Genomic DNA, 26,188 nt, shown 5'->3' with positions numbered 1-26,188 from the left:
CTCAAGTCCTTCAAAAGCACTGGATGCGATCATGGCGACACTCGGCCTACTTTCCCCGGAATTCCCGTCCCCAAATCTCGAAGCCAACCTCAAGGCGATGGCGGCCGCCGGCGCGACGGGCGTGCAGTTCGACCTCGTGAACGCCTTCGGCCACACGTTCCCCGAGAGCCTCACCGATAGCCAGATCGCCGCCATCAAGGATGGCTTTGCCGCAAATGGCCTTGAGCTCTCCGCACTGTCAGGCACCTACAACATGATCGACCCCGATCCGGCAAAGCGAGCCGAAGGCGCGAAAGGTCTGGACCGCCTGATCGCTCTCGCCCCCAGACTTGGCGCAAAGGTTGTCACGCTGTGTACCGGATCGCGTGATCCCGAGGATATGTGGAAAAGGCATGAAGACAGCGATAGTCCGGAAGCGTGGCAGGACCTCCTCGTCACGGTCAAACAGGCGGTGAAGACCGCCGAGGCACACGGCATTGTCCTCGGCGTAGAAACCGAAGTGGGCAATTCCATCAACACCGTCCGCAAGGCGCGCCGCCTGCTGGACGAGGTCGGCTCGCCGAACCTGAAGATCATCATGGACGGCGCCAACATCTTCCAGAAGGGCGAACTGCCGCTCATGCGCGAGAAGCTAGATGAAGCCTTCGACCTTCTCGGCAACGACATCGTGCTGGCCCACGCCAAGGATCTCGACCGGGATGGCGAGGCCGGACACGTGCCGGCGGGGCTCGGCAAGCTGGATTACCCTTACTACCTCCAGAAGATGCAGGAGAGCGGCTATCAGGGATCGATCATTCTGCATGCGCTGAAGCCCGAGCAGGCCGTCGAGCGTCTGGCATTCGTAAGGGGCGCGGCTCCCGCAGGCTATCTCAAGTTGCGATAAGCGATGTGGCCGCGTCCACATCAGATTCCATCACCTATTCAACGAGGAACCCAATGAGAGTTGGCATCATCGGCTGCGGCAACATTTCCGACATCTACGCCGCCAACAGCAAGCTTTTCCGTGACATCGATATCGTCGCCTGTGCCGACGTCGTGGCGGAGGCGTCAAAGCGCATCGCCGGCAAGTTCGGGCTGGAGGAGAGGTCCGTCGACAAGCTCCTTTCATCCGAGGACATCGATATTGTCCTCAACCTGACGATCCCCAGCGTCCACGCCGAAGTCAGTCGCGCGGTGCTCGATGCCGGCAAGCATGTCTACGTCGAAAAGCCTCTTGCGACCTCACTTGAGGACGGCATCGATCTGGTGAACCGCGCCAAGGCAAAAGGTCTGCGCATCGGCTGCGCGCCGGATACCATTCTCGGTGCTGGCCAGCAGACGGCGCGACGGAACATCGACAACGGTTCGGCCGGACAAATTCTGACCGGCGTCGCGGCGATCATGTCCAAGGGAATGGAGCACTGGCATCCCAACCCGTCCTTCTTCTACCAGGCCGGCGGCGGCCCGGTTCTCGACATCGGCCCCTACTACATCTCGTCGCTCTGCAACCTGCTCGGTCCTGTTGCCTCGGTGTATGCGACCGGCCAGATCAGCCCCGCCGAACGCATCTATGGTGCGGAAGGTCCGAACAAGGGCAAGACCTTCAAGGTCGAGACCTTCACGACGATCAACGCCATCCTCAAATTCGAGAGCGGCGCGACCATCACCTTCATCGCCAGCTGGGACATTTGGCGCAACGGCATGCGCCCGATCGAACTGCATGGAACCAAGGCATCCCTTCGCGTTCCCGATCCCGATACATTCGGGGGGGATGTGGAGCTCTCCGACACCACCCTGCCCCTCAATACGCACGACGCTGAGGCCTTGGCGCTGGCAGGCCAAAGGCCGGATTGGAATCCTGTCGACACGACCAAGCTTCCGTTCGGCGCGATCAACTATCCCTTCGGCCGCCCCACGATCGCCAACTACCGCTCGCTCGGTCTTGCGGAAATGGCAAACGCCATTGCCAACAACCGACCACACCGTTGCTCCGGGGATTTCTCGCTTCACACGCTAGCGGTCATGCTCGGCATCCTCCAATCGGCCGAGCTTGGGCGCGAGGTCCAGATATCCCATCGGGCAGAGCGCCCAGAAGCGCTCATTCCGGAGCAGGCCTCCAGCCTTCGCAGCGAAAGCCTTTAGCCGGGCTGAGCCGACATCCCAATCGAAGAGGATCTCAACATGGTTTGTTTCATCGGCGTGGATGTCGGCACCGGGAGCGCGCGTGCAGGCCTCGTGACCGAAACGGGGCTGCTGCTTTCGTCCGCCCAATCCCCGATCCGCATGTGGCGGATCGGCACCGACATCGTCGAGCAGAGTTCTGACGATATCTGGTCCGCGGTTGTCCAAGCCGTCCGTGAGGTGATGACCAAGTCGCGCATGGACCCTAAGGAGATCGCCGGAGTGAGCTTCGATGCGACCTGCTCGCTGGTGGTGGTCGATGCCGCGGGATCGCCGATCACGGTGAGCCCGACAGGGGACGATAACCGCAACGTCATCGTCTGGATGGACCATCGAGCGCTAGACCAGGCCGATCGCATCAACCGGACGAAACATCCGGTCCTTTCCTATGTCGGCGGCACGATATCGCCGGAGATGCAGACACCAAAACTGCTTTGGCTCAAGGAAAACCTGCCAGACACATACAATGGAGCAGGGCATTTTTTCGACCTCACCGATTGGCTGACATACAAAGCGACCGGGTCTACCGATCGCTCCGCCTGCACGGTGACCTGCAAGTGGACGTATCTGGCTCACGAGAAGCGTTGGGATCCAGACTACTTCAAGCAGGTCGGCCTCTCGGATCTTGCCTCTGACGACTTCCAGCGCATTGGGCGGACGGTTGTCGCACCCGGAACCCCTCTTGGCTCGGGTTTGACGAGCGCGGCTGCAGAAAGTCTCGGTCTGCTCCCAGCCACGGCGGTCGGCGCAGGGGCGATTGATGCGCATGCCGGCGGCATTGGCTCGTTGAGCGTGGGGGCAGTCGCCCAAAGTCAAATGGCCTATGTGTTTGGAACATCCGCTTGCGCGATGGCGAGTACATCGAGCGAACGATCGGTGCCCGGGGTATGGGGACCGTATTACGGAGCAATGCTTCCCGATCTCTGGTTGCTGGAAGGCGGGCAGTCGGCAGCCGGCGCCGCGATCGACTACCTCGTGCAATGCCACCCATTCTTTCCGACGGCCCAGAAGATGGCCAAACTCGAGGTCTTGCCTCTGTTGGCCTATCTAGAACAGGAATGCGAAAAACGGTTCCCGAATGCGGACCACATTCCGACGAGCATTCACGTGGTGCCAGAATTTCTCGGCAATCGCGCCCCGCATGCCGACCCACACGCCAAGGCGACCATCACGGGGCTCACTCTCTCCGACGATCTGGAAAGCCTGTGCGAACTCTATCTCGCCGGAATTGCCGGGATCGCCTATGGAGCACGCCAGATCGTCGACGCGATGAACGCAAAAGGCGTTGGCATTTCACAGATCGTGGTCAGCGGCGGCGCGGGCAGGAGCAGCCTAGTAAGGCAAATCCTGGCCGACGCGACCGGGCTGGAAGTCGGCATACCGATGTGCAGGGAGCCAGTTCTGCTTGGAGCGGCAATCTTGGGTGCCGCTGCCTCGGACAAGTTCGATGGCATTTCGGGCGCGGTGCAAGCCATGACGAGAATGGGCGAAATCAAGAAGCCGCGCCAGGGACGTCTTCGCCAACTGCATGACGCCCGCTATGAAGTATTCCTGAGCCTGCAGGAAGCCGAGCGACAGGCGCGGCAAATCATGGAAGCGGTAAGCATTGACTTGCACTCGGACGCGACCGGACAAAAGGCCCCGCGCAACGTCGCGTGAGGCCTTCCCGTGATTTCGCTCAGGTAATCGCCCCGACTTGCCACGGCACGAACTCGTTGTCGCCGTAATCATAGACCTCGCTGACGGTCTTCTGTCCGGAAGCCACGGCGAGGATCTGCTCGAACAGTTTTTCGCCGGCGCCCTCGATCGTATCGACGCCCGTCGCAATGCCGCCTGTGTCGGCGTCCATGTCCTCGCGCATGTGCTCGTACATTTCGGTGTTGGTGGCGATCTTGATTGTTGGTGCCGGCTTCCATCCCGACACGGAGCCACGCCCCGTCGTGAAGCAAACGACGTTGCATCCGCCAGCGACTTGGCCTGTTACGGCAACAGGATCGTAGCCGGGCGTATCCATGAACACGAAGCCGGTTTCGTCGATGATCTCCGCATATTCATAGACCGCCTTGAGCGGCATCGAGCCCCCTTTGGCCACGGCGCCGAGAGACTTTTCGAGGATCGTGGTCAGCCCGCCCTGCTTGTTGCCGTAGCTCGGATTGTTGTTCAATTCGGCGCCGTTGCGCGCCGTGTAGTCGCGCCACCAGTCGATCCGATCCATCAGCTTTTGCGCGATCTCCGGGCGCACGGCGCGACGCGTCAGCAGATGCTCCGCGCCGTAGATTTCAGGCGTTTCGGCCAGGCAGGTCGTCCCGCCATGGCGTACGATCAGGTCCGAAGCATGACCGAGGGCCGGATTGGCGGTGATGCCGGAATAGCCGTCGGAGCCGCCACACTCGAGCGCGACCTTGAGTTTCGACAAGGGCTGCGGCGTGCGCACGGCCTTGTTCACGGAAGGCAGCATCTCGCCGATCATGTCGCAGGCGGCTTCAATCGTCTTTCTCGTACCACCGAGTTGCTGGATCGTCAGCGTCTTGAAGCGCTGGCCCTCTTCCAGCTTGTAATGTTCGAGGATCGGCTGAATCTGGTTTGTTTCGCAGCCCAGCCCGATCATCAGGATGCCGCCGAAATTCGGATGGCGCGCATATCCCTGGATGACGCGCGTCAGATACTTGTAGCCCTCGGACTTGTTGCTGATGGCGCAGCCAAGCCCATGCGTCAGCGCCACCACGCCATCGACGTTCTCAAAGCCATCGAGACCGCCCATGCGGTTGAATTGATCGGCGATGTAACGCGATACCGTCGCCGAACAGTTCACCGTCGTCAGGATGCCGATGTAATTTCGTGTCCCCACCCCGCCGGCGCCGCGATCATACCCCATGAAGGTGCGGCGATCGGCGGGAGCGACCATTCCCGTCTCTTCCGTCTCCGTGGAAAACTGATGCGCGGCGTGGCCTTCCGACATCGCAAGATTGTGGAGATGCACGTGGTCTCCGGGCCGGATCGCCTGTGTGGCAACGCCGATCACCTGGCCGAACTTCCTAAGCTCCGATCCGGCAGGCATGTCGCGAAGAGCAACCTTGTGGCCACGCGGCACCATCTGATTGGCAACGATCCCCGACACACCTGTCGTTTCCCCGGCACCGATCCTGCGACGCGCGACGGCAACATCGTCAGCAGAGTTGAGAAGAATTGCTGCGGCGCTCGAATCTGTAGACATGGACAAGCTTTCTGTATATTGCGTGCAAACAACAGAAAGCTTTCGACCCGACAAATGTCAAGAGGTATTCGGGTCAGGACTGCCAGGGCAACGCGACGGCGTGCACCAATAATTCTGCATCGTGAGGAGAGATCATGCGTTCGAACAATGTGCTGACGTCCCAGGACGTACTTCCCCAAGACCCCGCGTCGGCAGTCCTCATCGGCCGGATTTGGTCCGACAAGGCCGGCGGCCCTTGCCCGGTTCTGGTGCGTAACGGTCGCCTTCTCGATCTCACCGAGATTGCCGTCACGGTTTCCGGTCTGCTTGAACTCGAAGACATCGCACAAAAGCTCGCATCCACGTCAGCCCTGCCGGATCTGGGAAGTCTTGACGACATTCTCGCCGGCAAAGGCGGCCGCCTTCTCGCGCCGATCGATCTTCAGTCCGTAAAGGCGGCCGGCGTAACGTTTGCCGATAGCATGCTGGAGCGCGTCATCGAGGAGCAGGCGAAAGGCGACAGCGGTCGCGCGCAGGACGTCCGCGATCGTCTTGCTCCCGTCATCGGCGACAGCCTCAGGGGCGTGGTTGCCGGATCGGAGAAAGCCCGTCAGGTCAAGGAGCTTCTCCAGGGCATGAACATGTGGTCGCAATATCTCGAAGTCGGCATCGGCCCCGACGCGGAGATTTTCACCAAGGCCCAGCCGATGTCATCAGTCGGATGTGGAGACGATGTCGGCATCCATCCGATTTCCGAGTGGAACAACCCGGAACCGGAGGTCGTGCTCGCGGTCCGCTCGGACGGTCAGATTGTCGGCGCGACGCTTGGCAACGACGTGAACCTTCGGGATGTCGAGGGACGGTCCGCCCTTCTCCTCGGGAAGGCCAAGGACAACAACGCCTCGTGTTCGATCGGCCCGTTTATCCGCCTCTTTCACGGGGCTTTCACCCTGGAGGAACTCGGTAAGGTGCGCGTGACGCTCCGCGTGACAGGCGACGCGGTTTCGAGATGACCGGCGAAAGCGCCATGGAAGCGATCAGCCGCAAGCCGGCCGACCTTGTGGCTCAACTTCGCAACCGCAACCATCAATATCCTGATGGTGTCGTGCTGTTCCTGGGAACGATGTTCGCCCCCGTCAAGGACCGGCGCGGCGTCGGCAAAGGCTTCACCCATGAAATCGGTGACATCGTCGAGATCGGCACGCCGCTTCTCGGCCGCTTGACCAACCGCGTCACGCGTACGGACGAATGCCCTGAATGGACATTTGGGACACGCGCTTTGCTCCGCAACCTCGCCGATCGCGGTCTTGCGTCCCGCATTTGAAAATGCGGGACACGACGGGGCTGCCTGAAATCAGGCAGCAACCGCGTTGAAGAAGTCGACCATCTTTTCCGTGGCATCCTCGCGGAAAAGATCATCGGCAATCTTCGGTGTGATCGTCAGGAAGCCGATGCCGAGTTCGGCGACCTTGATCAGCGTCGGCATGTCGTGGAGCCCGGCCATGAGCAGCCTGGTTTCCGTCTTCGCGGCCGAGAGCATCTTCTGCATGGATGTGATCTGCGCGATGCCATCACGCCCGGCCTGATACATTTCCGAAAGATACGGCGTGACATAGGTCGCGTGTGCCGCCATTGCGGTTACCGTCTGTTTGGCATCGTGAACGGCGGTCATCAGGACCCTGACCTGTCTTTCACGCAGCGAACGGCACACCGAGGCTCCCGATAGCGTGCCCGGTATCTTGATGACCACCTCCGGCCCATATTCAATGTAACGCAATGCCTGGGTCATCATGGCGTCCGACGTCTCGCCGAAAACCTGGATGAAGACTTCCTTCGCTCCGGCCCCTGTCGCACATTCGTAGAACGTTCTCGCTGTGGCGGCACTGAGGCCGGCGGCCTTCAGGATTGCCGGATTGCACGTGACGCCCTCGAACAGGCCACTCCCAAGATGGCGCTCGATCTCAAGGCGGTCGGCGGTATCAAGGTAAAGCTTCATGCACTTCCTCCCTCGGCTTTGGCTGCCCCTGCAGCGCGATAATTGGCAAGTGATCGGTTCGCGCTCGCCAGACTATGGTGGAGATCGCGGTAGACGGACCCGTAAAGCGTCTCGTAAACCCGCCGCCAGGCCGGGTTCGGCGCAACCTTCCTGACGGGAAGCGAGAGCTCGGATGCGGCCGTGGCGAAATCCGGCCATAGTCCTGCGCCCAATCCGCCGAGCAAAGCCGCACCGACCGCCGTCATTTCCGGCTCGTCGTAGACGGTAAGGGTCCGCCCCAGCACGCTCGCCTTGATCTCCAGGAACAACGGGTTACGGGTGCTGCCGCCGATCAGTCTGAAATCATCGGGTTGCCCAACGCCCGGAAGCTCAAACAACGCGTCGGAAACCAGCCTGGCTTCCATCGCAACGCCCTCGAAGACCGCCCGCAGCAGGGAAGCACGTCTTGTGGCATCGGTCAGACCGATGAAAGCGCCCGCTGCCCCGCCGTCCGGGCTCGGCGCCGTACTTCCCGCCAAGTTCGGGACAAAGATGACCCCGCCATTGCCGGCCGGCTCGGCCATCGCCTCTTCAAGCAGGTCCTGCCTGGGAATACCGGGTGCAATCGTCCGAAGCGCCCACTCGATCGCCCCGCCGCTTCGATTGAGCCCCGAACCGATAAGATAGAACCGCTCATCCAGGGCAGCGCTCGTTTGAACGAAGCCGAAGCGCCTATCGTCCAGCTTCAGCTTTGGTCGGTCGGTCGTTACGAGGATTGCCTCTGATGTTCCCAGACTATCCAGAAACACGCCCGGCCGCGTTGCGCCGGCAGCGAAGCCGCCGGCGATATGGTCCTGGGCACCGACACAGACCATCGGGGCGCCGGCGAGCCCCGTCTGCCTCAGAACGCTGGGCAACACCGGCCCCAGGGGTGTGCCACTCGGCATGATTGGAGGGAACAGGGAGCTCTTCAGTCCGAATGCGCCGAGCAATTCATCGGACCACGTGCCGGTATTGACGTCGAGGCACAATGTTCGCGCGGCAAGCGAAGGATCGACCGCGGCGACGCCGCAGAGCTTGAACGCGATCCAGGGAGAGATGGGCAGGACAAGTTTCAGATGCGCGAAGCAATCCGGTTGCGACCGCCGATGCCAGAGCAGTTTGCACAAGGTCAAGGTCGAGTCCGGCGGATAGCCGGTGATCTCGAACAGCCGATCCTCGCCGATCAAAGCCGCGACCTCTTCCGCGTCAGCTTCCGTGCGGCGGTCGAACCATGCAAGAGCCGGCGCGAGCGCCTCGCCTCCCACACCGACCAGCACACAGGATTCGCCCATGCTTGCGCACGAGATACCGGCAACGACCTGCCCCTTGGGGACATGTTGCGCGAGTTCCCTGACGAGCTCGATCACGCATGACCAGAGCACATCAGGGTCGTATTCGGCACTGTACTCGCCGATGCGTCGGCTCGGTGTGGGGCGACGCACGCATGCAAGAGTGCGGCCGGCCGCGTCGGCGAGCAGTGCGCGAACGCTCTGCGTACCGACATCGATACCGATGATCAGACCTTCGCTCACCTCAAGCCTGCACGCGCTGTTCCGCCAGGAACCGCTCGACCTGAGCGAGATCCTTCAAACCGGCACCGGCTCCGACCGCCTGTACTGACAAGCCAGCGACTGCCGAAGCAAAACGCAACGTGTCAGCGAGAGGCATCTTCCGCACAAGGCAATGCACGAGACCACCGACGAAATTGTCGCCCGCTCCCGTCGTGTCTACGACTGGAACACTGAACGCTGGACAAGCTACCTCTTCCCCATCGGCGAAGCCCACGACACCCTGCGATCCGCGCTTGAGGATAACGTTCTTGACGCCCCGCTTGCGGAAGTCCGCGGCAATCGCCTTGGGATCGGTCGATCCGGTGAAAATCTGGGCCTCGAGTTCGCTCGGCACGACATAGTCGAGATATTCCCACGCCTCTGCCAGACCATCGAGACCGTAGCCCTGCTGGTCCATCACCATATCGGCGACGGTAATCGCTCCAACCGATTTGGCCTTGCGCAGCAACGGGCCGAGCGCCTTCGTGTCGAAAGGCTGTGAGGTGAAGATACTTCCAATGGAAAGCGCCTTGAGGCCGGGGCGGATGATGTCGAGATCGACGTGCTCCGGACCGTAGGCGCCGATCGAGGCGTTGCGTTCGGACAGAAAGCTGCGCTCCCCGGATTTGTCGAGGAGGACGATCGAGGTCGTGGTCGAACGCTCGGGGTCGGCGTGCAGCCCCTCTGTCGAAACCCCATAATGGGCGCAGCGGTCCTTGATGAACTGTCCTTGGCTGTCTTGCCCGATGAGGCCCATGAGGCCGACATTGTTGCCAAGCTTGGCAATCGCGAAGGCCTCGTTGATCGCGTCACCACCCGAGGCCAGCGTCACGCTCGACACCCGCCCGGTTTCGCCCGGTCGAGGCATCGCTTCCAGCCCGTCCACGATGACGTCGACGACAATCATTCCTGCGCACAGAATGTCTGGTGCGGTCATTTCATGCTCCTTGAAGGTCGTTCCCGGTTGAAGCCAGGAACGACCGTTGATGCGATCAGGCGTCTTCGAACTTGATGACGGCCTTCACCATCGTCGACTTCTCGTTGATGCAGTCCTCGAAGGCCTGGGGAGCTTCGCTGAGCTTATAGTAGCGCGAGATGATGCTCTTCACATCGATCTTGCCGGACGCGACCGCGTCGATCGTCGTCGGATAGATGTTGCTGTAGCGGAAGTTGGACTTGATCGTCAGTTCCTTGTTGGTCATCAGCTGGAGATCGAGTTTGGTCTCGCCCGTGACGTTGCCGACAATCATGATGGTACCGCCGCGCTTGCACATCCTGATGGTTTGCGACGCGGCAACGGTGCTGCCGGCCGTTTCGAACACCAGATCGGGCCCAAGGCCATCGTGCAGCCGGATCACCTCGGCGATCGGGTCCTTCTCGCGGGCGTTGACCACGTTCTTCGCCCCGAGTTCCTTGGCCTTGTTCAGGCGGATATCGAAGAGATCGACCACGGTGATGTTCGACAGGCCCATGGCGCGAAGGGCGAGCAGCGTCACGAGACCGATGCAGCCGCCGCCGAGGATGACGGCCGACTGGCCGATGCGGGCGCCGGCCTCGCGCGCCGCGGTCATGGCGACCGCGAGCGGCTCGATCAGCGCGCCCTCTTCGTAGGACATGTTATCCGGCAGCTTGAAGCACAGATCGGCCGGATGGCAGACGTAGTTGCGCAGGATGCCCGGCTCGCGCGGAGCCGACGGGAAGACGACGTTCGGGCAAAGGTTATAGCGGCCACCGGCGCACCATTCGCAGGTACGGCACGGAATGCCGGGCTCGATCGCCACACGGTCACCGACCTTGAGGTTCTTGACGGCGCTGCCCACAGCGATGACTTCGCCGGCACCCTCGTGGCCGAGGATGAAGGGGTAGACATCCGGGAATTCCGGCTCGCCGTGTTCGTAGAAGTGAACGTCGGAACCGCAAACGCCGCAATACTTCATCTTGATCAGGGCGTCGTGGATGCCGACTTCCGGCATCTTTGCTTCGCCGAACGTCATCTTGCGGTTTTCGAGTACGTAGGCTGCGTGATTGATGGTCATGGTATGTCCGTTCAGATGCCGGTGAGTTCAACAGAGAGATCGCGAAGCTTCTTGCGCGCGGCAAGGTCGTAGCATTGCTCGTTGGCAGGCATGTCGACGCCGCGGTTCAGGTAACGGCCGGTGACGCCGTCGAACTTCGGGTTGAGAGCGAGATCGGCCAGGTGCCCGGCGCCGACATCGATGCTTTCGACAACGGCGTGTTTCATCTGGCGGACCATGGTGGTGTCCATGAAGGAGCTCGGGTGCATCGTGTTGACGGTGACGCCCTTGCCCTTCAGCTCTTCCGAGAGATCGAGCGTGAACATGATCTCTGCGACCTTGCTGCGGCAGTAGGCGGCCTCGCCCGAGTAATCGCGTTCCAGCTGAACGTTGGAGAAATCGATCGCTTGCTGGCCGTCAGAGGCGACGTTGACGATGCGCGACGGCGCTGCGGCGATCACGCTGTCCTGTACGAGGCGGGTCAGCAGGTAGACCGACAGGTAGTTGACCGCAAAGCGGCGCTCCAAGCCATCGTCGCTGAACTCGCGCGCAGCGTCCTCCGGTCCCGTGCCGATGCCGGCATTGTTGATAAACAGGTGGATTTTCGGGAACCGGCTTTTCAGTTCCGTAGCGAAGCGGCGGATGTCGGCGAGGGATGCCAGATTCGCGCCCATGAATTCGGCCGAACCACCCGCCTTCTTGATCGTGTCGACGACTTCGGCACCGCGCTCCGCGCTGCGGCCGTGGACGACCACATGGTATCCCGCCTCGGCGAGTTGCGGCGCAACCACCCTCCCCATACCATCCGTCGCTCCGGTAATGACGGCGACCCTTTTGGTGGACATAAACTAGCTCCCTATGAATGTGGCGAAGGGCACTCCCGTCCTTCGCATTTGGCTCGCCGGGCGTTAGACCCTTTCGCCCGACGAGGTGTCGAATACTGATACGAACGCGGGGTTGAAGGAAAGCCGAAGCTTCTGCCCTTCATGATATCCGGTATCATCCGCGACCTTGACGGAAACGGTCTCGTCTCCAACCTTTGCCCAGATGAGGCCCTCCGCGCCGGTGTTTTCGACGACGGTTACCTGAGCATCAAGCACCTGCCCGTTGCCGGGCTCGCCATCGATGACCCACTGTTCGGGGCGAATACCGATCTCGATCTGCTTGCCTGCAGCCAACCGGTCTCCGCCTTCGTAGCCCTTGAGCGTGATGGAGCGTCCGTCCGCCGTCTTCGCATCCCGCCCGGCATCACTGACGGTTGCCTTGATGAAGTTCATCGACGGCGATCCGACAAAGCCCGCGACAAACCGGTTGGCGGGACGCGTGTAGACCTGCTTGGGAGCCGCGAACTGCTGGATGATCCCTTTGTTCATCACCGCGATGCGGTCTGCCAGGGTCATCGCCTCGATCTGGTCGTGGGTGACGTAGATCATCGTGGAGCCGAGCTGTTGGTGCAGCTTCTTGATCTCGACGCGCAGTTCCGTGCGGAGCTTCGCGTCGAGGTTCGAAAGCGGCTCGTCGAACAGGAACACATCGACATCGCGCACCAGCGCACGCCCGATCGCCACGCGCTGGCGCTGACCGCCCGACAATTCGGCGGGTCGCCGGTCGAGCAACTTTTCGATCTGCAGAATGCTCACTGCGCGCGCGACGCGCTTCTCGATCTCCGCCTTGGGCATCTTGGCCATGCGCAGTCCGAAGCTCAGATTTTCACGCACCGTCATCCTGGGATAGAGCGCGTAGGACTGGAAGACCATGCCGACGCCGCGATCCTTGGGTTCCGCCCAGGTGACATTGTCGTCGCCGATCCAGATTTCACCGTCAGCGATCTCCTGGAGGCCAGCGATGCAGTTCAGAAGTGTCGACTTGCCGCAGCCCGAGGAGCCAAGAAGAACGACAAACTCTCCTTCCTTGATGTCGAGGTTGAGGTTTTCGATGACTTTCACGGCACCGAAAGCGACCGAGACATTATTCGCTTTGACCACACCCATGACTTATCCTTTCACTGCGCCGGCCGCGATCCCGCGGACGAACCAGCGTCCGGACAGGAAGTAGACGGCCAATGGAACGAGAGCGGTGATCATGGTTGCGGCCATGTTCACATTGTATTCCTTCTCCCCGGACACCGAGTTGACGATGTTGTTCAACTGAACGGTCATCGGCTGGTTGTTCGGGCCGGCAAAGACGACGCCAAGAATGAAGTCGTTCCAGATACCGGTGACCTGAAGGATCACGGCGACGATCACCATCGGCGTCGCCATGGGCAACATGATGTGCCTGAAGATCTGCCAGATGCTCGCACCGTCGACACGCGACGCTTTGAACAGATCGATCGGCAGCCCCATGAAGAAGTTACGGAAGAGCAGGCTCAGCATCGGCAAGCCGAAAGCGGTGTGCACGATGACGATGCCGGTGACAGTCCCGAAGATGCCGACCGTGGAGAAGACACGAACGAGCGGGTAAATGAAGACCTGGAACGGAATGAACGCGCCGACCATCAGGATCGTGAACAGGACCGTTGCTCCGCGAACCCGCCAGAAGGAGAGCATGTAGCCGGTCCAGGCGGCAATGCCGATGGACAGGATGGTGCTCGGGACGAGAATACGGATCGAGTTCCAGAAGCCGACCTTGACGCCGTTGCAGGTGAGACCTGTGCAGGCGCTAGTCCATGCCCTGACCCAGGCGTCGAAGGTGAACGGGCTCGGCAGGTCGAACAGGCCGCCCTGGCGAATTTGATCCATCGTTTTCAACGACGTGATGATCATGACGATCAGCGGCAGCAGGAAGAACAGGGCCGTGATGATGATGAAGGCATAGAGCCCGACGCGACCGGCGGTTACCTGCTTGGGCTTGCGCCCGCTTGCGTTCGGATTATGCCTTGGCGTGTGCTGGATATCCGCGGTCATACCGGGGTCCTCCCCTTCTGCTTACGAAAGTGCTCGAGGTAGACATAGGGGACGACGACCGCGATCACCGTAATGAGCATCACCGAAGCCGCGGCCGATGCGAGACCGATGTTTGCCCGACGGAACAGGAATTCCATGACGTACTTCGCGGGAACCTCGCTCGATATGCCTGGCCCACCGTTGGTCAGCGCGACGACAAGGTCGTAGACCTTGACGCCACCCACCGCGAGCAGCACAACGGCCGTCGCGAACATCGGCTTCAGCAGCGGAAGAACGATGTGGACGTAGAAGCGGAACGGGCTGATGCCATCGACCTTCGCCGCCTTGGCGAGGTCTTCGTCGACGCCGCGCAGGCCAGCCAGCATGATGGCCATGACGAGACCGGATGCCTGCCACACGCCCGCCAGAGCCACCACATAGATCGCCTTGTCGGAGCGGGTGAGCCAATCGATCGTCACCCAGGTGAGACCGAGATCGTGGAAGAACTGCTGCAGACCCATTTGCGGGTTGAGAATCCACTGCCAGATCAGACCTGTGACGATAAACGACATCCCCTGCGGATAAAGGTAGATCGTCCGCAGGCTGTTCTCGAACCGGACGCGTTGGTCGAGCGCGATCGCCATCAGCAGACCGAGTACCAGACTGGCGCCGATGAAGAGCGAGCAGAAAATGCCCAGGTTGACGACGGATATCTGCCAGCGCTCGTCGCCGAAGAGGCGGCTGTACTGAGCGAAGCCGACGAACTCGTTGACCGGAAGCATCTTGGATTTCGTGAACGAGATCCAGATCGTCCAGGCCATGGCGAAGATGTAGACGAAGAGAACGACAAGCAATGCCGGGAGGAAGCCGACATAGCTTCCCCATTTCGATGCCATCCTCCGTCTGGGGGGGGCCTTCCTGGCGGCAACCCGTGCGGTGTTCTCGAGGACAGCCATCACAGCAGCCGATTTTCGAGCGGCGTCAGAGAATAGCCGCCATCGATGACCATGCACTGTCCGGTCATGTAGCTCGAGGCGTCCGATGCCAAGAACACCGCAGCGCCCGCGAGTTCGTCCGGCGTGCCGATGCGGTTCATGGCCGCCGGCTTGATCATGTAGCCGTAGGCTTCATCCGGAAATTCGCTGAGATAGGGCCCCAGAATATCGGTCATGATGAAGCCGGGCGCGATGGCGTTGACGCGGATGTTGTGGCGCGCCCATTCGTAGGCAAGGCATTTGACGAGCATGTTCACGCCGGCCTTAGACGTGTTGTAGCAAGCCTGCGGATTGCCGTTGGCGACATAGGCGGAAAGCGAGGAGGTGACGATGATGTTGCCGGCCTTGCGCGGGATCATGTGACGTGCAGCAGCCTGGGCGGCAAAGAACACGCCCTTGAGGTTCACGTCCATCAGACGATCCCACTGCTCCTCGGTCATATCCTCGGCATTGACGTCGATGCCGATGCCGGCATTGGCGACCATGATGTCAACCTTGCCGAGACGCTTGACGGCTTCATCAACGGCTGCGTCGAGCGCCGAACGGCTCGTGACGTCCGCCAGCATGGCGAAGGAACCCTTGGCGCCGATCTCGCGGAGCTGGGCGGCCACGGCCTCGCCTTCTGCCTTCGAGCTCTTCGAAAGAACGACGACGTCGGCGCCGGCTTCGGCGAGGCCGATGGCGAATGCCTTGCCGATGCCACGCGACCCACCCGTGACCATGGCCACTCGGCCCTTGAGGCTCAAGCGTTCAGTGACGGGGCCAGCGATGTCGGTGCCGACGCGGCCTTGTTTCAATTGGATGTTCATGCGTTCCTCCCACATATTGCTGCCTGCGAATTAAAGTATAGGTGACCCGCCGACCTTGGCCGGCGGGCCGTCGTCAAATCAGCGCATCGACTTTTCGGCTTCGATGATCTTGGTGAAAGACTCGATGAACTTGTCGGGCGAGTAGCTCGGGTCGGCCCAGGCCTGGGCGGCTAGGTCGCGCTCGGCGCCGATCGTGTCCGGGGAAACCAGGAAATCGACGTTCGGAATGCGCTGGGCCGGGTCCTGCAAGATCTTGACGCCCTTTGCCGCGCAAGCATCGAGCTTGCTCGCATCGACGTCGAGACGCGCCGGAACCGAACCCTTCTTCGAGTTGAAGGCGACCTGGACGTCCTTGCCCATCATGATGCGCTCAAGCATCGCCTGAGCCTTGTCCTGATCGGCGCCCTTGTTGACCGGGAAGATGATCGCGTCGGACGAAACGTTGAAATACTGCTTGCCGTCGCCGTTGCCGAGGATCTGGCAACCATATTCGACATCGGGCTTGAGGCCTGCTGCGGTGTATTCGCCCTTCGCCCAGTCGCCCATGAACTGGAAACCGGCCTTGCCGGTGATCACCATGTTCGCGGCCACGTTCCATTCGCGGTTTGCGGCGCCGTTGTCCGAATAGTCACGGAGCTTGAGGAAGGTCGCGACCGCATCCTTGAACTCCGGCGACTTCACGGCGTCGAGGTCGAGATCGGTGAACACCTTGTTGAACAGAACAGGACCCTGCTTGGTCAGCAGGACGGAAAGGAAGGTCTGGCCGAGCTGCCATGGCTGCGCACCGACGGCGATCGGAACCGCGTTGCCCTTGGCCTTGATGGCGTCAACAGCGGCAAAGAAGTCGTCCCAAGTCACCGGCTCCTTCGCGCCGGCGTCAGCCAGGACCTTCTTGTTGTACCAGAGCCAGTTGTGACCATGGTCATTGATGGGCAGAGCGTACATGTGACCATCTGGGAAAGTCATGGCTTTCTGGAAGGTCTCGGGAATGTTGTCGTAGAAGCCGGTCTCCTTGGCGGCATCATCGACGGGCACTAGCAGACCTTGCGCGACCAGATCGTCGAGCTGCTTGCCAAGAGGCATCTGCGCTGCGGTCGGGGGATTTCCGCCAGTGATACGGGAGATGATGTTGGCGATTGCCACTTCACCGCCGGCGATCGCGTTATCCTTCCAGACGCCACCCTGCGCGGTATAGGCATTGGCGATTTCCTTCACCGCAGCGGATTCGCCTGCGGACACCCACCAGTGCATGACTTCAGCCTGCGGACCATCGGCCATCGCGGAAGCGGCGTGCATGAACAGTGCGGCCGCGATGGCGACCACAGACACGGAACTCTTCATAGATTGTCCTCCTCAGAACCTATAGCGCCCCTACCCAGCGATCTTGTCGGACTTTCCGAGTACCGCCTCCAAAATGTAGCGCTAAACCAAATTAGCGCTAAACTAACTGTTGTCAACTACATTTCGATCGGGCAATGATTCAATTCACGACGGATAAACGCGGCAAATGCGCGTTCGTCCAGAATTCAATCGGCTAGACAGTTGTTTAGCCAACGCGAGGACACGAGCAGGCAGACGCGGGACTACACCAGAGATCGGCCCCTTGCGCGACGATCCGCGCATCGATCGTTCGGATCGTATAATTATCCCCCTTCCCCCAGGGCTCCGGAGACAAAAATGGACACAAAAGACACGCCACGCCGACGCGGTCGCGGAACGCAGAAGGTGACTTTGAAGGAGGTTGCCGACGCGGCGGGCGTGTCGATGATGACGGTGTCGAACGTCATCCACGAGCGCGCCAACGTCGGCAATGACCTCAGGGCCCTCGTCCAGGCTAAGATAAAGGAGCTGGGCTATACGCCCAACCGCGCCGCACAGCAGCTCGCCGGTATTGCTCGCCCGCATATCGGACTGATCTATACCGGTGTCACCAACCCGTTCATTGCGTCGGTCATCGTCGGCACCATGAAGGCGGCATCGCGCTTACAAGTCGATGTCTCGGTCGAACTGGCGAAGCTTGACGATCCGAAAGCGCTTAGAAACACCATGCACCGTATGGAAGAGGCCGGTATCGATGGCTTCCTTCTTCCCTCGCCGGTCGCGGAATTCGCGGCATCGACCTTCAAGAAAAAGGCATTGGATGTGCCTGCCGTGGCGATCGCGCCAGGCTTTCCGATCCCGGGAATGTCGGCGGTACGCGGCGACGACCGAAAAGCCAGCCACGAGCTGGTGACGATGCTTCTCAACCACGGTCATACCAAGATCGGACACCTCGCGGGCCCGGAAACACAGAGCGGCAGCATCGCGCGACTTGAAGGTTACAAGGACGCGCTGGCTGACGGTGGGATCAAGGGAAACCCCGCTTGGATCGTGCGGACAGACTTCAACTTCCAGGAAGGCGTGAAGGCGGCGGAGCGCTTGCTCAAGCAGGAGCCGGGACTGACTGCAATCTTTGCCGCCAACGACACCTTGGCCGCCAGTGTGCTCGCCGTCGCGCATAACAGCGGGATCGCCGTCCCCGAAAAGCTTTCCGTCGTCGGTTACGACGACTCGCCTGTGGCCGAGCAGGCGTGGCCGGGTTTGACGACCATTCATCAGGACGCCCTTGCGATGACCGAGCGTGCCGTCGAACTATTGGCTGCCGCCATTGGTCGCAGGAAGGCCAACCCTGAAGACGACGCCGACGCGGATGTCGTGTTTCCCTATCAGATGGTCACGCGCGGCTCGGTGGCCAAGGCGACATAGCGCCGGTGTGTCGAAGCATGCTTGGTGCATTGCCCCGGATTGTCCGGCGATCCGGCGCAATGCCACTCTGTCTAGTGACCAAGCAGCCCTCGCCATCTATTTACATAGCCGTCTATAATCGGTGGATTCATGCCTGATGCGATCAGTCGCACCTCGAATGCCTCGACGTCAAAATCCTCAAGGGATGTCTGCTTGGGATAATGCCTGAGCGTATACTTGAACATATCTTCCCAGCTACGCCGCACGCCAACAGACTCCTCGGCGAGCTCTCTGCGTTTGCGATCGATCAGCTCTCCCAAAGTCGTCACCTGCTGTCTCCTTGCCGGTTGGCCCCTGCATCTACCAGAACTATGCTGCCTTACACTCGATCGGCCGCTCACCCCAATCACAAACGACAAGGGCTGCCCGTAGGAGAAACGGGCAGCCCCTTATGGGCGTCGCAATCTGAAAGTCGCAGGTCGACTGTGGAGTGAGACTGCGGCGGCTTCGCGTCAATCCTGCTTGAAGACGTTGCGCAGGATGATCGACTTCTGATGCGTGACTTCGCGCATCACTTCCGACATGCTTTCACGGCTGTTGCCGCTGCCCTTCTTGCCGCCGCCGAACGGCAGTTCCGCCGCGCGGAAGCCGCCGGAGGCGTTGATCGCGACGTGGCCCGTCACCATCTTGCTGGCCGCCTGGAGGGCCTTGCGGGTGTCCGGCGTGATGATACCGCCGCCGAGGCCGTAGCTCGTGTTGTTGTGGATTTGGATCGCTTCATCCAGCGTATCGAAGCCGATGATCGGCCAGACCGGACCGAAGACTTCCATGTCGCGCGCGATATCCATGTCAGGCGTGACGTCGGCGATGACGGTCGGCTCATAGAAGGCGTAGGAGTTGCGACGCTTGCCGCCGAAAACCACCTTGCCGCCCTGATCCGCCGTCCTGTTGACCTGCTTCTCGATGTTGTCGGCAGCCTGCTTGTCGATGACGGGGCCCATCGTCGTCATCGGGTCCATCGGATCGCCGAGAACGAGCTTGGACAGCTTCTCGTCGATCAGGCGCTCCATGAAGCGCTTTTTGACGGAATTGTGGACGATGAAACGCTTGGCGGCGCTGCACGCCTGGCCGGAGTTACGCGACTTGTCGCCGGCTTCGTTCACAGCGAGATCGATATCGGCATCATCGCAGATGATCAGGCCATCGTTGCCGCCGAGCTCGAAGTAGTATGGCGTCAGATGCTCGGCCGCAGCCTTGGCGATCAGCTTGCCGGTATGGGTGCTGCCCGTGAAGTTGATCATGTCGATGCGCGGATCGGCGACGAGCGTGCCGCCGACGCGAGGACCGTTACCCGTCAGGCACTGGGCGACCGCAGCAGGAATGCCTGCCTCGATAAGGATCTTGTGGCATTCGATGACCGCAAGCGGGTTCTGGTGCGGTGCCTTGACGATGATGACGTTGCCGGCCGCAAGCGCGCCGCCGACCTTGAACGACCAGATTGCCGGCGGGAAGTTGAACGGCACGATGGCCGCGATCACGCCGCGCGGGATATGCAGGGTGAACTGCAGATCCTCGTCATAACCGGATTCCGTGGAAGACGGCATGACCGCACCGTAGTGGTGCTTGGCGACTTCGCAGCTTGCCTCGAGAATGAAGGCGACGGAATCGAATTCCCAGACAGCTTCAGCCATGTAGGGTTTGCCGGACTCGAGCGACAGGATCTTCCCGAGTTCGAGACGACGGCTGCGGATAATGCCGGCAGCCTTGCGGATCAGGTCAGTACGCTCGCGGGTCGTGCGGGCTGCCCAATCCTTCTGGGCTTCGACGGCAACGGCAATGGCGCGCTGCACGTCTTCGACGCTGGCTTCCGGCACGGTGTCGACCGTTTCCCCACTGGCTGGGTTGATAATCAGCGCTGTCTTCTTGTCGCTGGCATCGGCCAAGCCGTGTCCAAGGATCATTTGCATTTAATTGTCTCCTCAACTCCGCATGCTAGGCGGAAATATCTGCAGAAATCGATCGCGATCTCAATCGCGTTCGTCGTTGGAGCGGATGAAATCCATGTTAAGCTGGAGGCCATGGCCGGGCGCTTCGATGACATCGAGATAGCCGTCCGTCGGGACCTGGGCATTCAGGTAGACCGCGTGGGTGATCGGCTCGAAGAGACGCAAACGCTCGAGGAACGGCACGATGGCGACCGTACTGGCGATCGGAATGTGGATGTGTTCCATCGCATGCGGCGCGAACTTGACGTTCCAGGCCTCGCAAAGTGCCGCGCACTTCATCATCTCGGTGTAGCCCCCTGCGCGGGCGCCATCGACCTGAACGATATCGGCAGCGTCAGCCATCAGCAGATCGCGAACGCCCCACTTCGTGTATTCGTGCTCGCCGGTACCGAGCGGGATATCCGTGCCGCGCTTGAAGCGGGCGAGACCTGGAATGTCGTCGGCGAATACAGGCTCTTCGAGGAGCATCGGATTGTATTCGCGAACGCGGTTTGCGAACTGGATGGCCGTTGCAGCATCCCAGCAATTGTTGGCGTCGATCATCAGGCCGATATCCGGGCCCAGCGCCTCGCGGACCTTGCGCACACGCTCGACGTCTCTGCTCGGGTTGCGACCATTGTCGTAGCCGATCTTGAACTTGACCATCTTGTAGCCCTGGCGGACCATGTCCTGCATTTCTTCGACAAGCTGGTCATCTTCATAGCTCGCCCAGCCGCCGCTTGCGTAGACGGGGATGCGGGAGCGACCACCACCGAACAGGCGGTGCAGCGGCATGTCGAGGATCTTGCCCTTGAGGTCCCAGAGCGCGAAGTCGATTGCCGACAGTGCGCAGAACATCAGGCCCTTGCGGCCGACGCCGCGGAAGATCGCGAAGAATTCGCGCCAGATGACTTCGGTATCGAACGGATCGCGACCCTTCAGACGAGGCGCCATATCCTTCTTGATCAGCGCGCGGATCGCTTCGCCACCGACTTCGTGGTAGGTCACGCCGATACCTTCGAGACCCTGATCGGTCTTGACACGGACGACCGTCATGCCGACGGTCTCCACCTTGCGGGTCGCGTCGGCGAGGCCCGAAGGAGCCTGGGTCGAAACGAGATGGACTTCGATGTCCTGAATCTTATGGCCCTTCACGTGCCCCTCCACTTCGAATTTTTCGGTTCTTACGTTCATAATCACGTCTCCAATCAACGCAGGCGGCCGGCGGACATGGTCATTTCCATGTACTGCTGAACGACTTCCGCGCCCGCGGCGATGCCGGCGGTGCCAATTGTCATGAGCGGCAGATCCTTGGTCGGCTCTCTGTCGCAGGTGTCTTTCGCCGCCTTGACGAAGGCGTAACGGAGCGCGGTGCCGACGTTCATCTTGGCGACGCCCATGGTGATCGCACGCTGGACCTGGTCGTAAGGGATGCCGGTGCCGCCATGGAGAACCATCGGGATCTTGATCCGGCGACGGATTTCCTCCACGAGGTCGAAGCGTAACCGCGGCTCCTCGGCGTAGAAGCCATGGGCGTTGCCGATCGCGACGGCCAGGCAGTCGATGCCGGTGTTGGCGAGGCGCTCGGCCCAATCGGGATCGGACAGGTGTGCATTTTCGAGCTTGTTGCCGAATTCGTCGGTGTTGCCGATCGTGCCGATCTCGCCTTCGACGGTGACGCCGACGGCATGTGCGATTTCGACGACACGGCGGGAATTCTCGACGTTCTGATCGATCGGCAGATGCGAGCCGTCGTACATGACGCTGGAGAACCCGCCGCGGATGGCACCCATGACTGACTTTTCGGAGTCGCCGTGGTCAAGGTGGATGGCGACTTCGATGTCGAGGTCCGCACCCACAGCCTTCGCAATCGCCACCGGCACCGCGGCGCTACCGAAGTAGGCAACCTCAACCGGGTGGATGCCGAGGATAACGGGAGAACGCAGTTTCGCCGCGGTCTGAAGCACGCACTGGATCATCTCCAGGCTGGCGCAGTTGAATGCGGGGACTGCGTACTTACCTTCGTACGCCGCATCCATGAGCTTCTTCATCGGTACCAGTTTCATATCTCATCCTCATGAGTCATTTGGCGGCGACCTCCTGGCGGTCGCCTGGTTCGTGATATCAAGGCCGCGTCAGGCGAGCCGGGCGGCAATCTCTTCAAGGCGGCCGCATGTCGACGACGACAGCGTCAGCAGCGGCTTGCGGCAGACGGGCGTGTCGATCACGCCCAGGCGATAGAGCAGATATTTCATGCCCGGGAACACGCTCACCCGAACGAGTTCGTCGATAACCTCGTTGCAGGCGGACTGGATGCGTGCGGCACCGGCCAAGTCCCCGGCGGCCAGTTTCTCCTGCATATGGAGATACCGCTGCCCCATGACGTTGTAGGTGCTGCCGACGCCGCCATTCGCTCCGGAAGCGAGACCCGCCATCAGCATCTCGTCGAAACCGTTCAGCAGGAGCGCGTCGGGGAAAGACCGGCGCAGCTGTTCCATCTGGTACATGTCGATGCTGGTCTGCTTGATCCCGATGACGCCGGGCAGGCTCAGGAGCCGTGCAAGGTCATCGAGCGTGAAGATGACTCCGCTCATATTCGGAATGTTGTAAATGATGAGCGGAGTGCCTTGGGAGGCATCAAGAATATCTTCGTAGTATCCGAAGATCGCATCCTTGCGGTGCGGGAAATAGATGGGAGGGATAGCGGATACGGCATCATAGCCGAGATCGGCACAGCCCTTTGCGAGCGCCTGTGCGTCGCGGGTCGCGATCGCGCCGACATGGCCGATCTTGGCGCCCGAGCCCGCCTCGGCAGCAACGGTCTCGAAGATGGCCAAGCGCTCGTCGACGGATTGCAAAAGCCCCTCGCCCGTCGAACCGCCGACATAAAAGCCCTCGATGCCCATTGCCTTGACGTGTGCGGTGAGGCGCTTGAGCGAAGCGACCGAGACCTCTCCGTCGGCATCATAGGGTGTCAGAAGCGCAGCGTGCAGCCGGGCCAGACGTTGAGCAACCGACGAGGGTCTCGGCGTTTCGGGGCGGGACAGGTCCATTATGCGGTTCTCCACGTTCGACCCATTGCTGGGCCATTCCTCAGGGAAACTCCCTGCTTGGTGGAAGGCATCGATCGACATGGCCAAGCATCCGGGCGTAACGCTGCTGGCGCCAGGCCATTCCGCCTGTCGTTTGATGCGCTATAATCGCCTCCGTCTGACTATCTCCGCGTGGACATGGTCAGACGTGCTTTTTGTAAAAAGATAGCCTCCCTGATGCGACGGAGCCTCATCTCCCGAGACGTCCATTGCACGTTTTTAACGCTAAACAAAGCTTATAGCGGTGTCAACGGCTAAATTGAGCGCTAAACAGAATGCGTTGAACTTAATCGAGTCCAAGCCAAGGTTCGCGCAAGGGTTGGCCCGCGAATAGCGCGAGCCATGGTCCTGACATCGTCGGAAGCGTTTAGACCGGACGGTAACACGGGCCTCGAGCGATGATCGGCTCCACGGCTTCCATGATCTCGTCATAGTCAGGCTCGATATGCAGCGCTTGGAAGCCCGGGTATCCCAGCTGGGCCATGACGTCCTGACTGGCAAGATAGGCACCAGCAACGAACCTGCCAAGAAGCGCGCGATCATCCGGGCTGAGGGCTGCCACCAGCGCAAGCGGATCTGCTGGACGTTCCCTCGGAAACCCGGCCACGATCGACAAAACGGCAGGCGCGAGATCGGATCGCGTTTTCAGTGCCATCGGCAACAGCGTCTCCTGGACGCCGACGTCCCGGGCCGAGGGAGAGCCCAACTCCGGGTCGCCAGGCATCATCGCATCGCAAAGCCAGTCCAATTGCTGGCGGACATCATCATAAGTCACGGACATATCCCACCCCTCAGAATTTCTGATCGCGACGACCGGCAACGATCGCCTCGGCATTGCGTAGAGCCAGCGCGGCGACAGTGGCTGTCGGATTGACGGCGGCCGACGTCGGCATGACGCTTCCATCGATCACGAACAGGTTCGGCACATCATGCGAGCGCCCATAGCCATCGACCACCGAGGTCTCTGGGTCGTCGCCCATGCGCACGGTGCCGAGAATATGCCAACCGGTTTCACGCAAGGGCGGAGCGGCTATCGTCTCGTAGGCGCCGGCCTCGCGCATCGACGTTTTCGCCTGCTCCTGCATGAACTTCTGGAGCTTGTACATGCCGTCGTCATAGCGGTAGCTGACCTTCGGCGCCGGAATCCCGTCGGCGTCCTTCAACTCCGGATCGATCGTCACCCGGTTGTGCTCGAACGGCAGGTCCTCGGCGATGATGTCCCAGATGGCCGAGCGGCCAAAACGTTTGTAGACCGTCTTGTGAAACTCTTGCCCCCATTCCGTTTCCGTGCCCCAGGGATGCGCGTTGATAGTGCCCAGCGGAGACCCTGTCGGCATCAGCATCAACTTTGCGCCCCGCATGAACCCGCGAGCAGCATCCGTTTCCGCGAATTCAAGTGAATAGGCACGCTGTGCTGCGGTTCCCTGCCAACTGTCCATCACCTCGTCGAACAGGCCGGTGACCGTGGTAAAGGGATGCAGCATGAGATTGCGGCCGACCAGATCAGAGCTGTTCGCGAGACCCGTGGGACATCTTGACGTGGCTGAGTTGAGCAGAATGCGCGGTGTACCGATGCCGTTGGCACAGATGACGACGATCTTGCTTTTCTGCGTATGCGTCTTTCCCGTATCGCGGTCGACATAAGTCACGCCTGTGGCCAGTCCGTTTGAATCGGTCTCGACGCGGATGACGCGTGCCCGCTGCACCAGTTTGACGCCGAGCTTGATATTCGTCGGCCAATGCGTGCGGTCCACGGACGCTTTCGCTCCGTCGAAACAGGCCGGCGCCGAACAGGCCCCACGACGCACACAGGGTTGCAGACCGGCATGCCGAACGGTCGCGATCGCATTGGTGCCCGGCCAGATATGCCAGCCCAGACGCTTGTGTGCGCCAAACAACCGCCGCTCGATCGCGCCCAACGGCAATGGCGGCAGCGGTGGGTCGAAATGCGGATAGGCGGGATCACCGCCGACACCCGATACCGCCATCTGCAACTCGACACGCTCGTAGAACGGCGCCAGGTCGTCGTAGGTCAACGGCCAGTCTGCACCGACACCGTCAAGCGTCTTGACCTTGAAGTTGCTGGGCTGGAAGCGATTCCAGGCTCCGGCATAGATGACAGTACCGCCGCCGACGCCGTTCCACATCAATGGATTAATGTCGGAATCGTCGACGTTGATGGGATAGTCCGAAGCCATCTTTCTGCGGTTTGGATTGAACCCAAAGCCCATGTCCTTGCGCAACTCGAAGCCAGGCTCTTCGAACTTGATCGACGTATAGTCCGGGTACTCGCCTTGCTCGAGACAGACAACCGACATTCCCGCCTTGGCGAGAACTTGCGCCGTAATCGCGCCACTCGGTCCCGCGCCAATGATCGTGACGTCGCTTTCCTCCATGCCGGCAGCATTCATCCAGATTACCCCCTCCCAGGGAAAAGCGTGGCGCACGCCACGAATGACCTTAACGACTTGAGCAGATGCGTTGCGGCACGCCCTTCGGGACCAAGGGAATGCAAAAGCCCGCCGCGAGTTTGTTTAACGCTACAATTTGTTGGAGGGCAAGAGAAACTGTACTGGCACACGCAAGATGGGGACACCTTGCAGACCAGTTAAGCAACGTCCATCGATCAAAAACTTGGGAGCCGGACCGATACGAAGCAGGATTTGAACCTGCGGCCTTCAGGTTATGGTCCTGAGGACGACGAGCTACCATCGCCAGGGAAGATGAAGTCTTCCCGCCAGCGATAACGTCGAGGTTCTGGAA

Annotated in this window: 23 protein-coding genes and 1 pseudogene; 5 read left to right on the top strand and 19 right to left on the bottom strand. The window is 60.8% G+C overall.

The annotated features are described in order from the left end of the window. Nucleotides 1-31: 31 nt before the first annotated feature. From ACIQUB_RS26585 to ACIQUB_RS26575, 3 genes are read left to right on the top strand one after another with little or no spacing between them, the layout of a single operon-like run. Nucleotides 32-883 (top strand): sugar phosphate isomerase/epimerase family protein, encoded by an 852-nt coding sequence (locus ACIQUB_RS26585; RefSeq protein WP_402933765.1) that lies wholly within the window; start codon nt 32-34, stop codon nt 881-883. 53 nt (nt 884-936) lie between these two features. Continuing rightward, complete coding sequence (locus tag ACIQUB_RS26580) at nt 937-2,121, top strand: Gfo/Idh/MocA family protein (protein ID WP_402933762.1); 1,185 nt, start codon at nt 937-939, stop codon at nt 2,119-2,121. 39 nt (nt 2,122-2,160) lie between these two features. Next, nucleotides 2,161-3,819: an FGGY-family carbohydrate kinase gene (locus tag ACIQUB_RS26575; RefSeq protein WP_402933761.1), complete on the top strand. Its 1,659-nt coding sequence runs from the start codon at nt 2,161-2,163 to the stop codon at nt 3,817-3,819. A 19-nt stretch (nt 3,820-3,838) separates the two neighbouring features. Here ACIQUB_RS26575 and ACIQUB_RS26570 read toward each other — a convergent pair whose 3' ends face one another. Then, nucleotides 3,839-5,374: a UxaA family hydrolase gene (locus ACIQUB_RS26570; RefSeq protein ID WP_402933758.1), complete on the bottom strand. Its 1,536-nt coding sequence runs from the start codon at nt 5,372-5,374 to the stop codon at nt 3,839-3,841. A 134-nt stretch (nt 5,375-5,508) separates the two neighbouring features. On the opposite strand from ACIQUB_RS26570, the pseudogene ACIQUB_RS26565 reads away from it, so the two are divergent. After that, nucleotides 5,509-6,677, top strand: a pseudogene (locus ACIQUB_RS26565) (fumarylacetoacetate hydrolase family protein). A gap of 30 nt (nt 6,678-6,707) precedes the next feature. On the opposite strand, the gene ACIQUB_RS26560 reads toward ACIQUB_RS26565, so the two are convergent. The 10 genes from ACIQUB_RS26560 to ACIQUB_RS26515 all read right to left on the bottom strand — a co-directional run bounded on the left by ACIQUB_RS26560 (nt 6,708) and on the right by ACIQUB_RS26515 (nt 16,965). Then, on the bottom strand, nt 6,708-7,349 hold the full coding sequence (locus ACIQUB_RS26560) for a transaldolase family protein (protein WP_402933755.1): 642 nt from the start codon (nt 7,347-7,349) through the stop codon (nt 6,708-6,710). After that, nucleotides 7,346-8,902 carry an L-fuculokinase gene (locus ACIQUB_RS26555; protein ID WP_402933753.1) on the bottom strand — a complete coding sequence of 519 codons (1,557 nt, stop codon included), beginning with the start codon at nt 8,900-8,902 and terminating at the stop codon, nt 7,346-7,348. The genes ACIQUB_RS26560 and ACIQUB_RS26555 overlap by 4 nt, the downstream gene beginning before the upstream one ends. A gap of 1 nt (nt 8,903) precedes the next feature. Continuing rightward, a complete protein-coding gene (locus tag ACIQUB_RS26550; protein WP_402933750.1) occupies nt 8,904-9,857 on the bottom strand; it encodes a carbohydrate kinase family protein in 954 nt (317 codons plus the stop codon). A 55-nt stretch (nt 9,858-9,912) separates the two neighbouring features. Then, the gene (locus ACIQUB_RS26545; protein WP_402933748.1) at nt 9,913-10,956 is read right to left on the bottom strand and encodes an NAD(P)-dependent alcohol dehydrogenase; all 1,044 of its coding nucleotides are present in this window, start codon (nt 10,954-10,956) and stop codon (nt 9,913-9,915) included. A gap of 11 nt (nt 10,957-10,967) precedes the next feature. Then, the gene (locus tag ACIQUB_RS26540; RefSeq protein ID WP_402933745.1) at nt 10,968-11,780 is read right to left on the bottom strand and encodes an SDR family NAD(P)-dependent oxidoreductase; all 813 of its coding nucleotides are present in this window, start codon (nt 11,778-11,780) and stop codon (nt 10,968-10,970) included. Between the two features lie 63 nt (nt 11,781-11,843). After that, on the bottom strand, nt 11,844-12,926 hold the full coding sequence (locus tag ACIQUB_RS26535) for an ABC transporter ATP-binding protein (protein ID WP_402933743.1): 1,083 nt from the start codon (nt 12,924-12,926) through the stop codon (nt 11,844-11,846). 3 nt (nt 12,927-12,929) lie between these two features. Continuing rightward, on the bottom strand, nt 12,930-13,841 hold the full coding sequence (locus tag ACIQUB_RS26530) for a carbohydrate ABC transporter permease (RefSeq protein WP_402933740.1): 912 nt from the start codon (nt 13,839-13,841) through the stop codon (nt 12,930-12,932). After that, nucleotides 13,838-14,716 (bottom strand): carbohydrate ABC transporter permease, encoded by an 879-nt coding sequence (locus ACIQUB_RS26525; RefSeq protein WP_402933737.1) that lies wholly within the window; start codon nt 14,714-14,716, stop codon nt 13,838-13,840. Before ACIQUB_RS26525 ends, ACIQUB_RS26530 begins: the two co-directional genes overlap by 4 nt. A gap of 59 nt (nt 14,717-14,775) precedes the next feature. Beyond that, complete coding sequence (locus ACIQUB_RS26520) at nt 14,776-15,624, bottom strand: SDR family NAD(P)-dependent oxidoreductase (protein ID WP_402933734.1); 849 nt, start codon at nt 15,622-15,624, stop codon at nt 14,776-14,778. 78 nt (nt 15,625-15,702) lie between these two features. Continuing rightward, complete coding sequence (locus tag ACIQUB_RS26515) at nt 15,703-16,965, bottom strand: ABC transporter substrate-binding protein (RefSeq protein WP_402933731.1); 1,263 nt, start codon at nt 16,963-16,965, stop codon at nt 15,703-15,705. A gap of 336 nt (nt 16,966-17,301) precedes the next feature. Here ACIQUB_RS26515 and ACIQUB_RS26510 point away from each other — a divergent pair, with 336 nt between their 5' ends. Then, nucleotides 17,302-18,369: a LacI family DNA-binding transcriptional regulator gene (locus ACIQUB_RS26510; RefSeq protein WP_402933728.1), complete on the top strand. Its 1,068-nt coding sequence runs from the start codon at nt 17,302-17,304 to the stop codon at nt 18,367-18,369. A gap of 71 nt (nt 18,370-18,440) precedes the next feature. Here ACIQUB_RS26510 and ACIQUB_RS26505 read toward each other — a convergent pair whose 3' ends face one another. The 8 genes from ACIQUB_RS26505 to ACIQUB_RS26470 all read right to left on the bottom strand — a co-directional run. Then, the gene (locus tag ACIQUB_RS26505) at nt 18,441-18,677 is read right to left on the bottom strand and encodes a hypothetical protein (RefSeq protein WP_402933725.1); all 237 of its coding nucleotides are present in this window, start codon (nt 18,675-18,677) and stop codon (nt 18,441-18,443) included. 183 nt (nt 18,678-18,860) lie between these two features. Next, complete coding sequence (locus ACIQUB_RS26500) at nt 18,861-20,315, bottom strand: aldehyde dehydrogenase family protein (protein ID WP_402933722.1); 1,455 nt, start codon at nt 20,313-20,315, stop codon at nt 18,861-18,863. Between the two features lie 60 nt (nt 20,316-20,375). Beyond that, a complete protein-coding gene (locus ACIQUB_RS26495; protein ID WP_018897630.1) occupies nt 20,376-21,527 on the bottom strand; it encodes a mandelate racemase/muconate lactonizing enzyme family protein in 1,152 nt (383 codons plus the stop codon). Between the two features lie 14 nt (nt 21,528-21,541). Continuing rightward, nucleotides 21,542-22,399: a ketose-bisphosphate aldolase gene (locus ACIQUB_RS26490; RefSeq protein ID WP_402933719.1), complete on the bottom strand. Its 858-nt coding sequence runs from the start codon at nt 22,397-22,399 to the stop codon at nt 21,542-21,544. 69 nt (nt 22,400-22,468) lie between these two features. Beyond that, nucleotides 22,469-23,386 carry an N-acetylneuraminate lyase gene (locus tag ACIQUB_RS26485; protein WP_402933717.1) on the bottom strand — a complete coding sequence of 306 codons (918 nt, stop codon included), beginning with the start codon at nt 23,384-23,386 and terminating at the stop codon, nt 22,469-22,471. Between the two features lie 406 nt (nt 23,387-23,792). Next, nucleotides 23,793-24,206, bottom strand: a complete 414-nt coding sequence (locus ACIQUB_RS26480) for a hypothetical protein (protein ID WP_402933714.1) — start codon at nt 24,204-24,206, stop codon at nt 23,793-23,795. A 10-nt stretch (nt 24,207-24,216) separates the two neighbouring features. Further along, a complete protein-coding gene (locus tag ACIQUB_RS26475; protein ID WP_402933711.1) occupies nt 24,217-25,836 on the bottom strand; it encodes a GMC family oxidoreductase in 1,620 nt (539 codons plus the stop codon). Between the two features lie 49 nt (nt 25,837-25,885). After that, nucleotides 25,886-26,188 (bottom strand): hypothetical protein (locus tag ACIQUB_RS26470; RefSeq protein ID WP_402933708.1); only part of this gene is annotated, 303 nt, incomplete at its 5' end.

It is taken from the genome of Rhizobium sp. NPDC090275 (assembly GCF_044772225.1).
GTDB lineage: Bacteria > Pseudomonadota > Alphaproteobacteria > Rhizobiales > Rhizobiaceae > Rhizobium.
The sequence above is the reverse complement of the archived record's forward strand: the minus strand, read 5'-3'. Positions and strand labels throughout refer to the sequence as shown.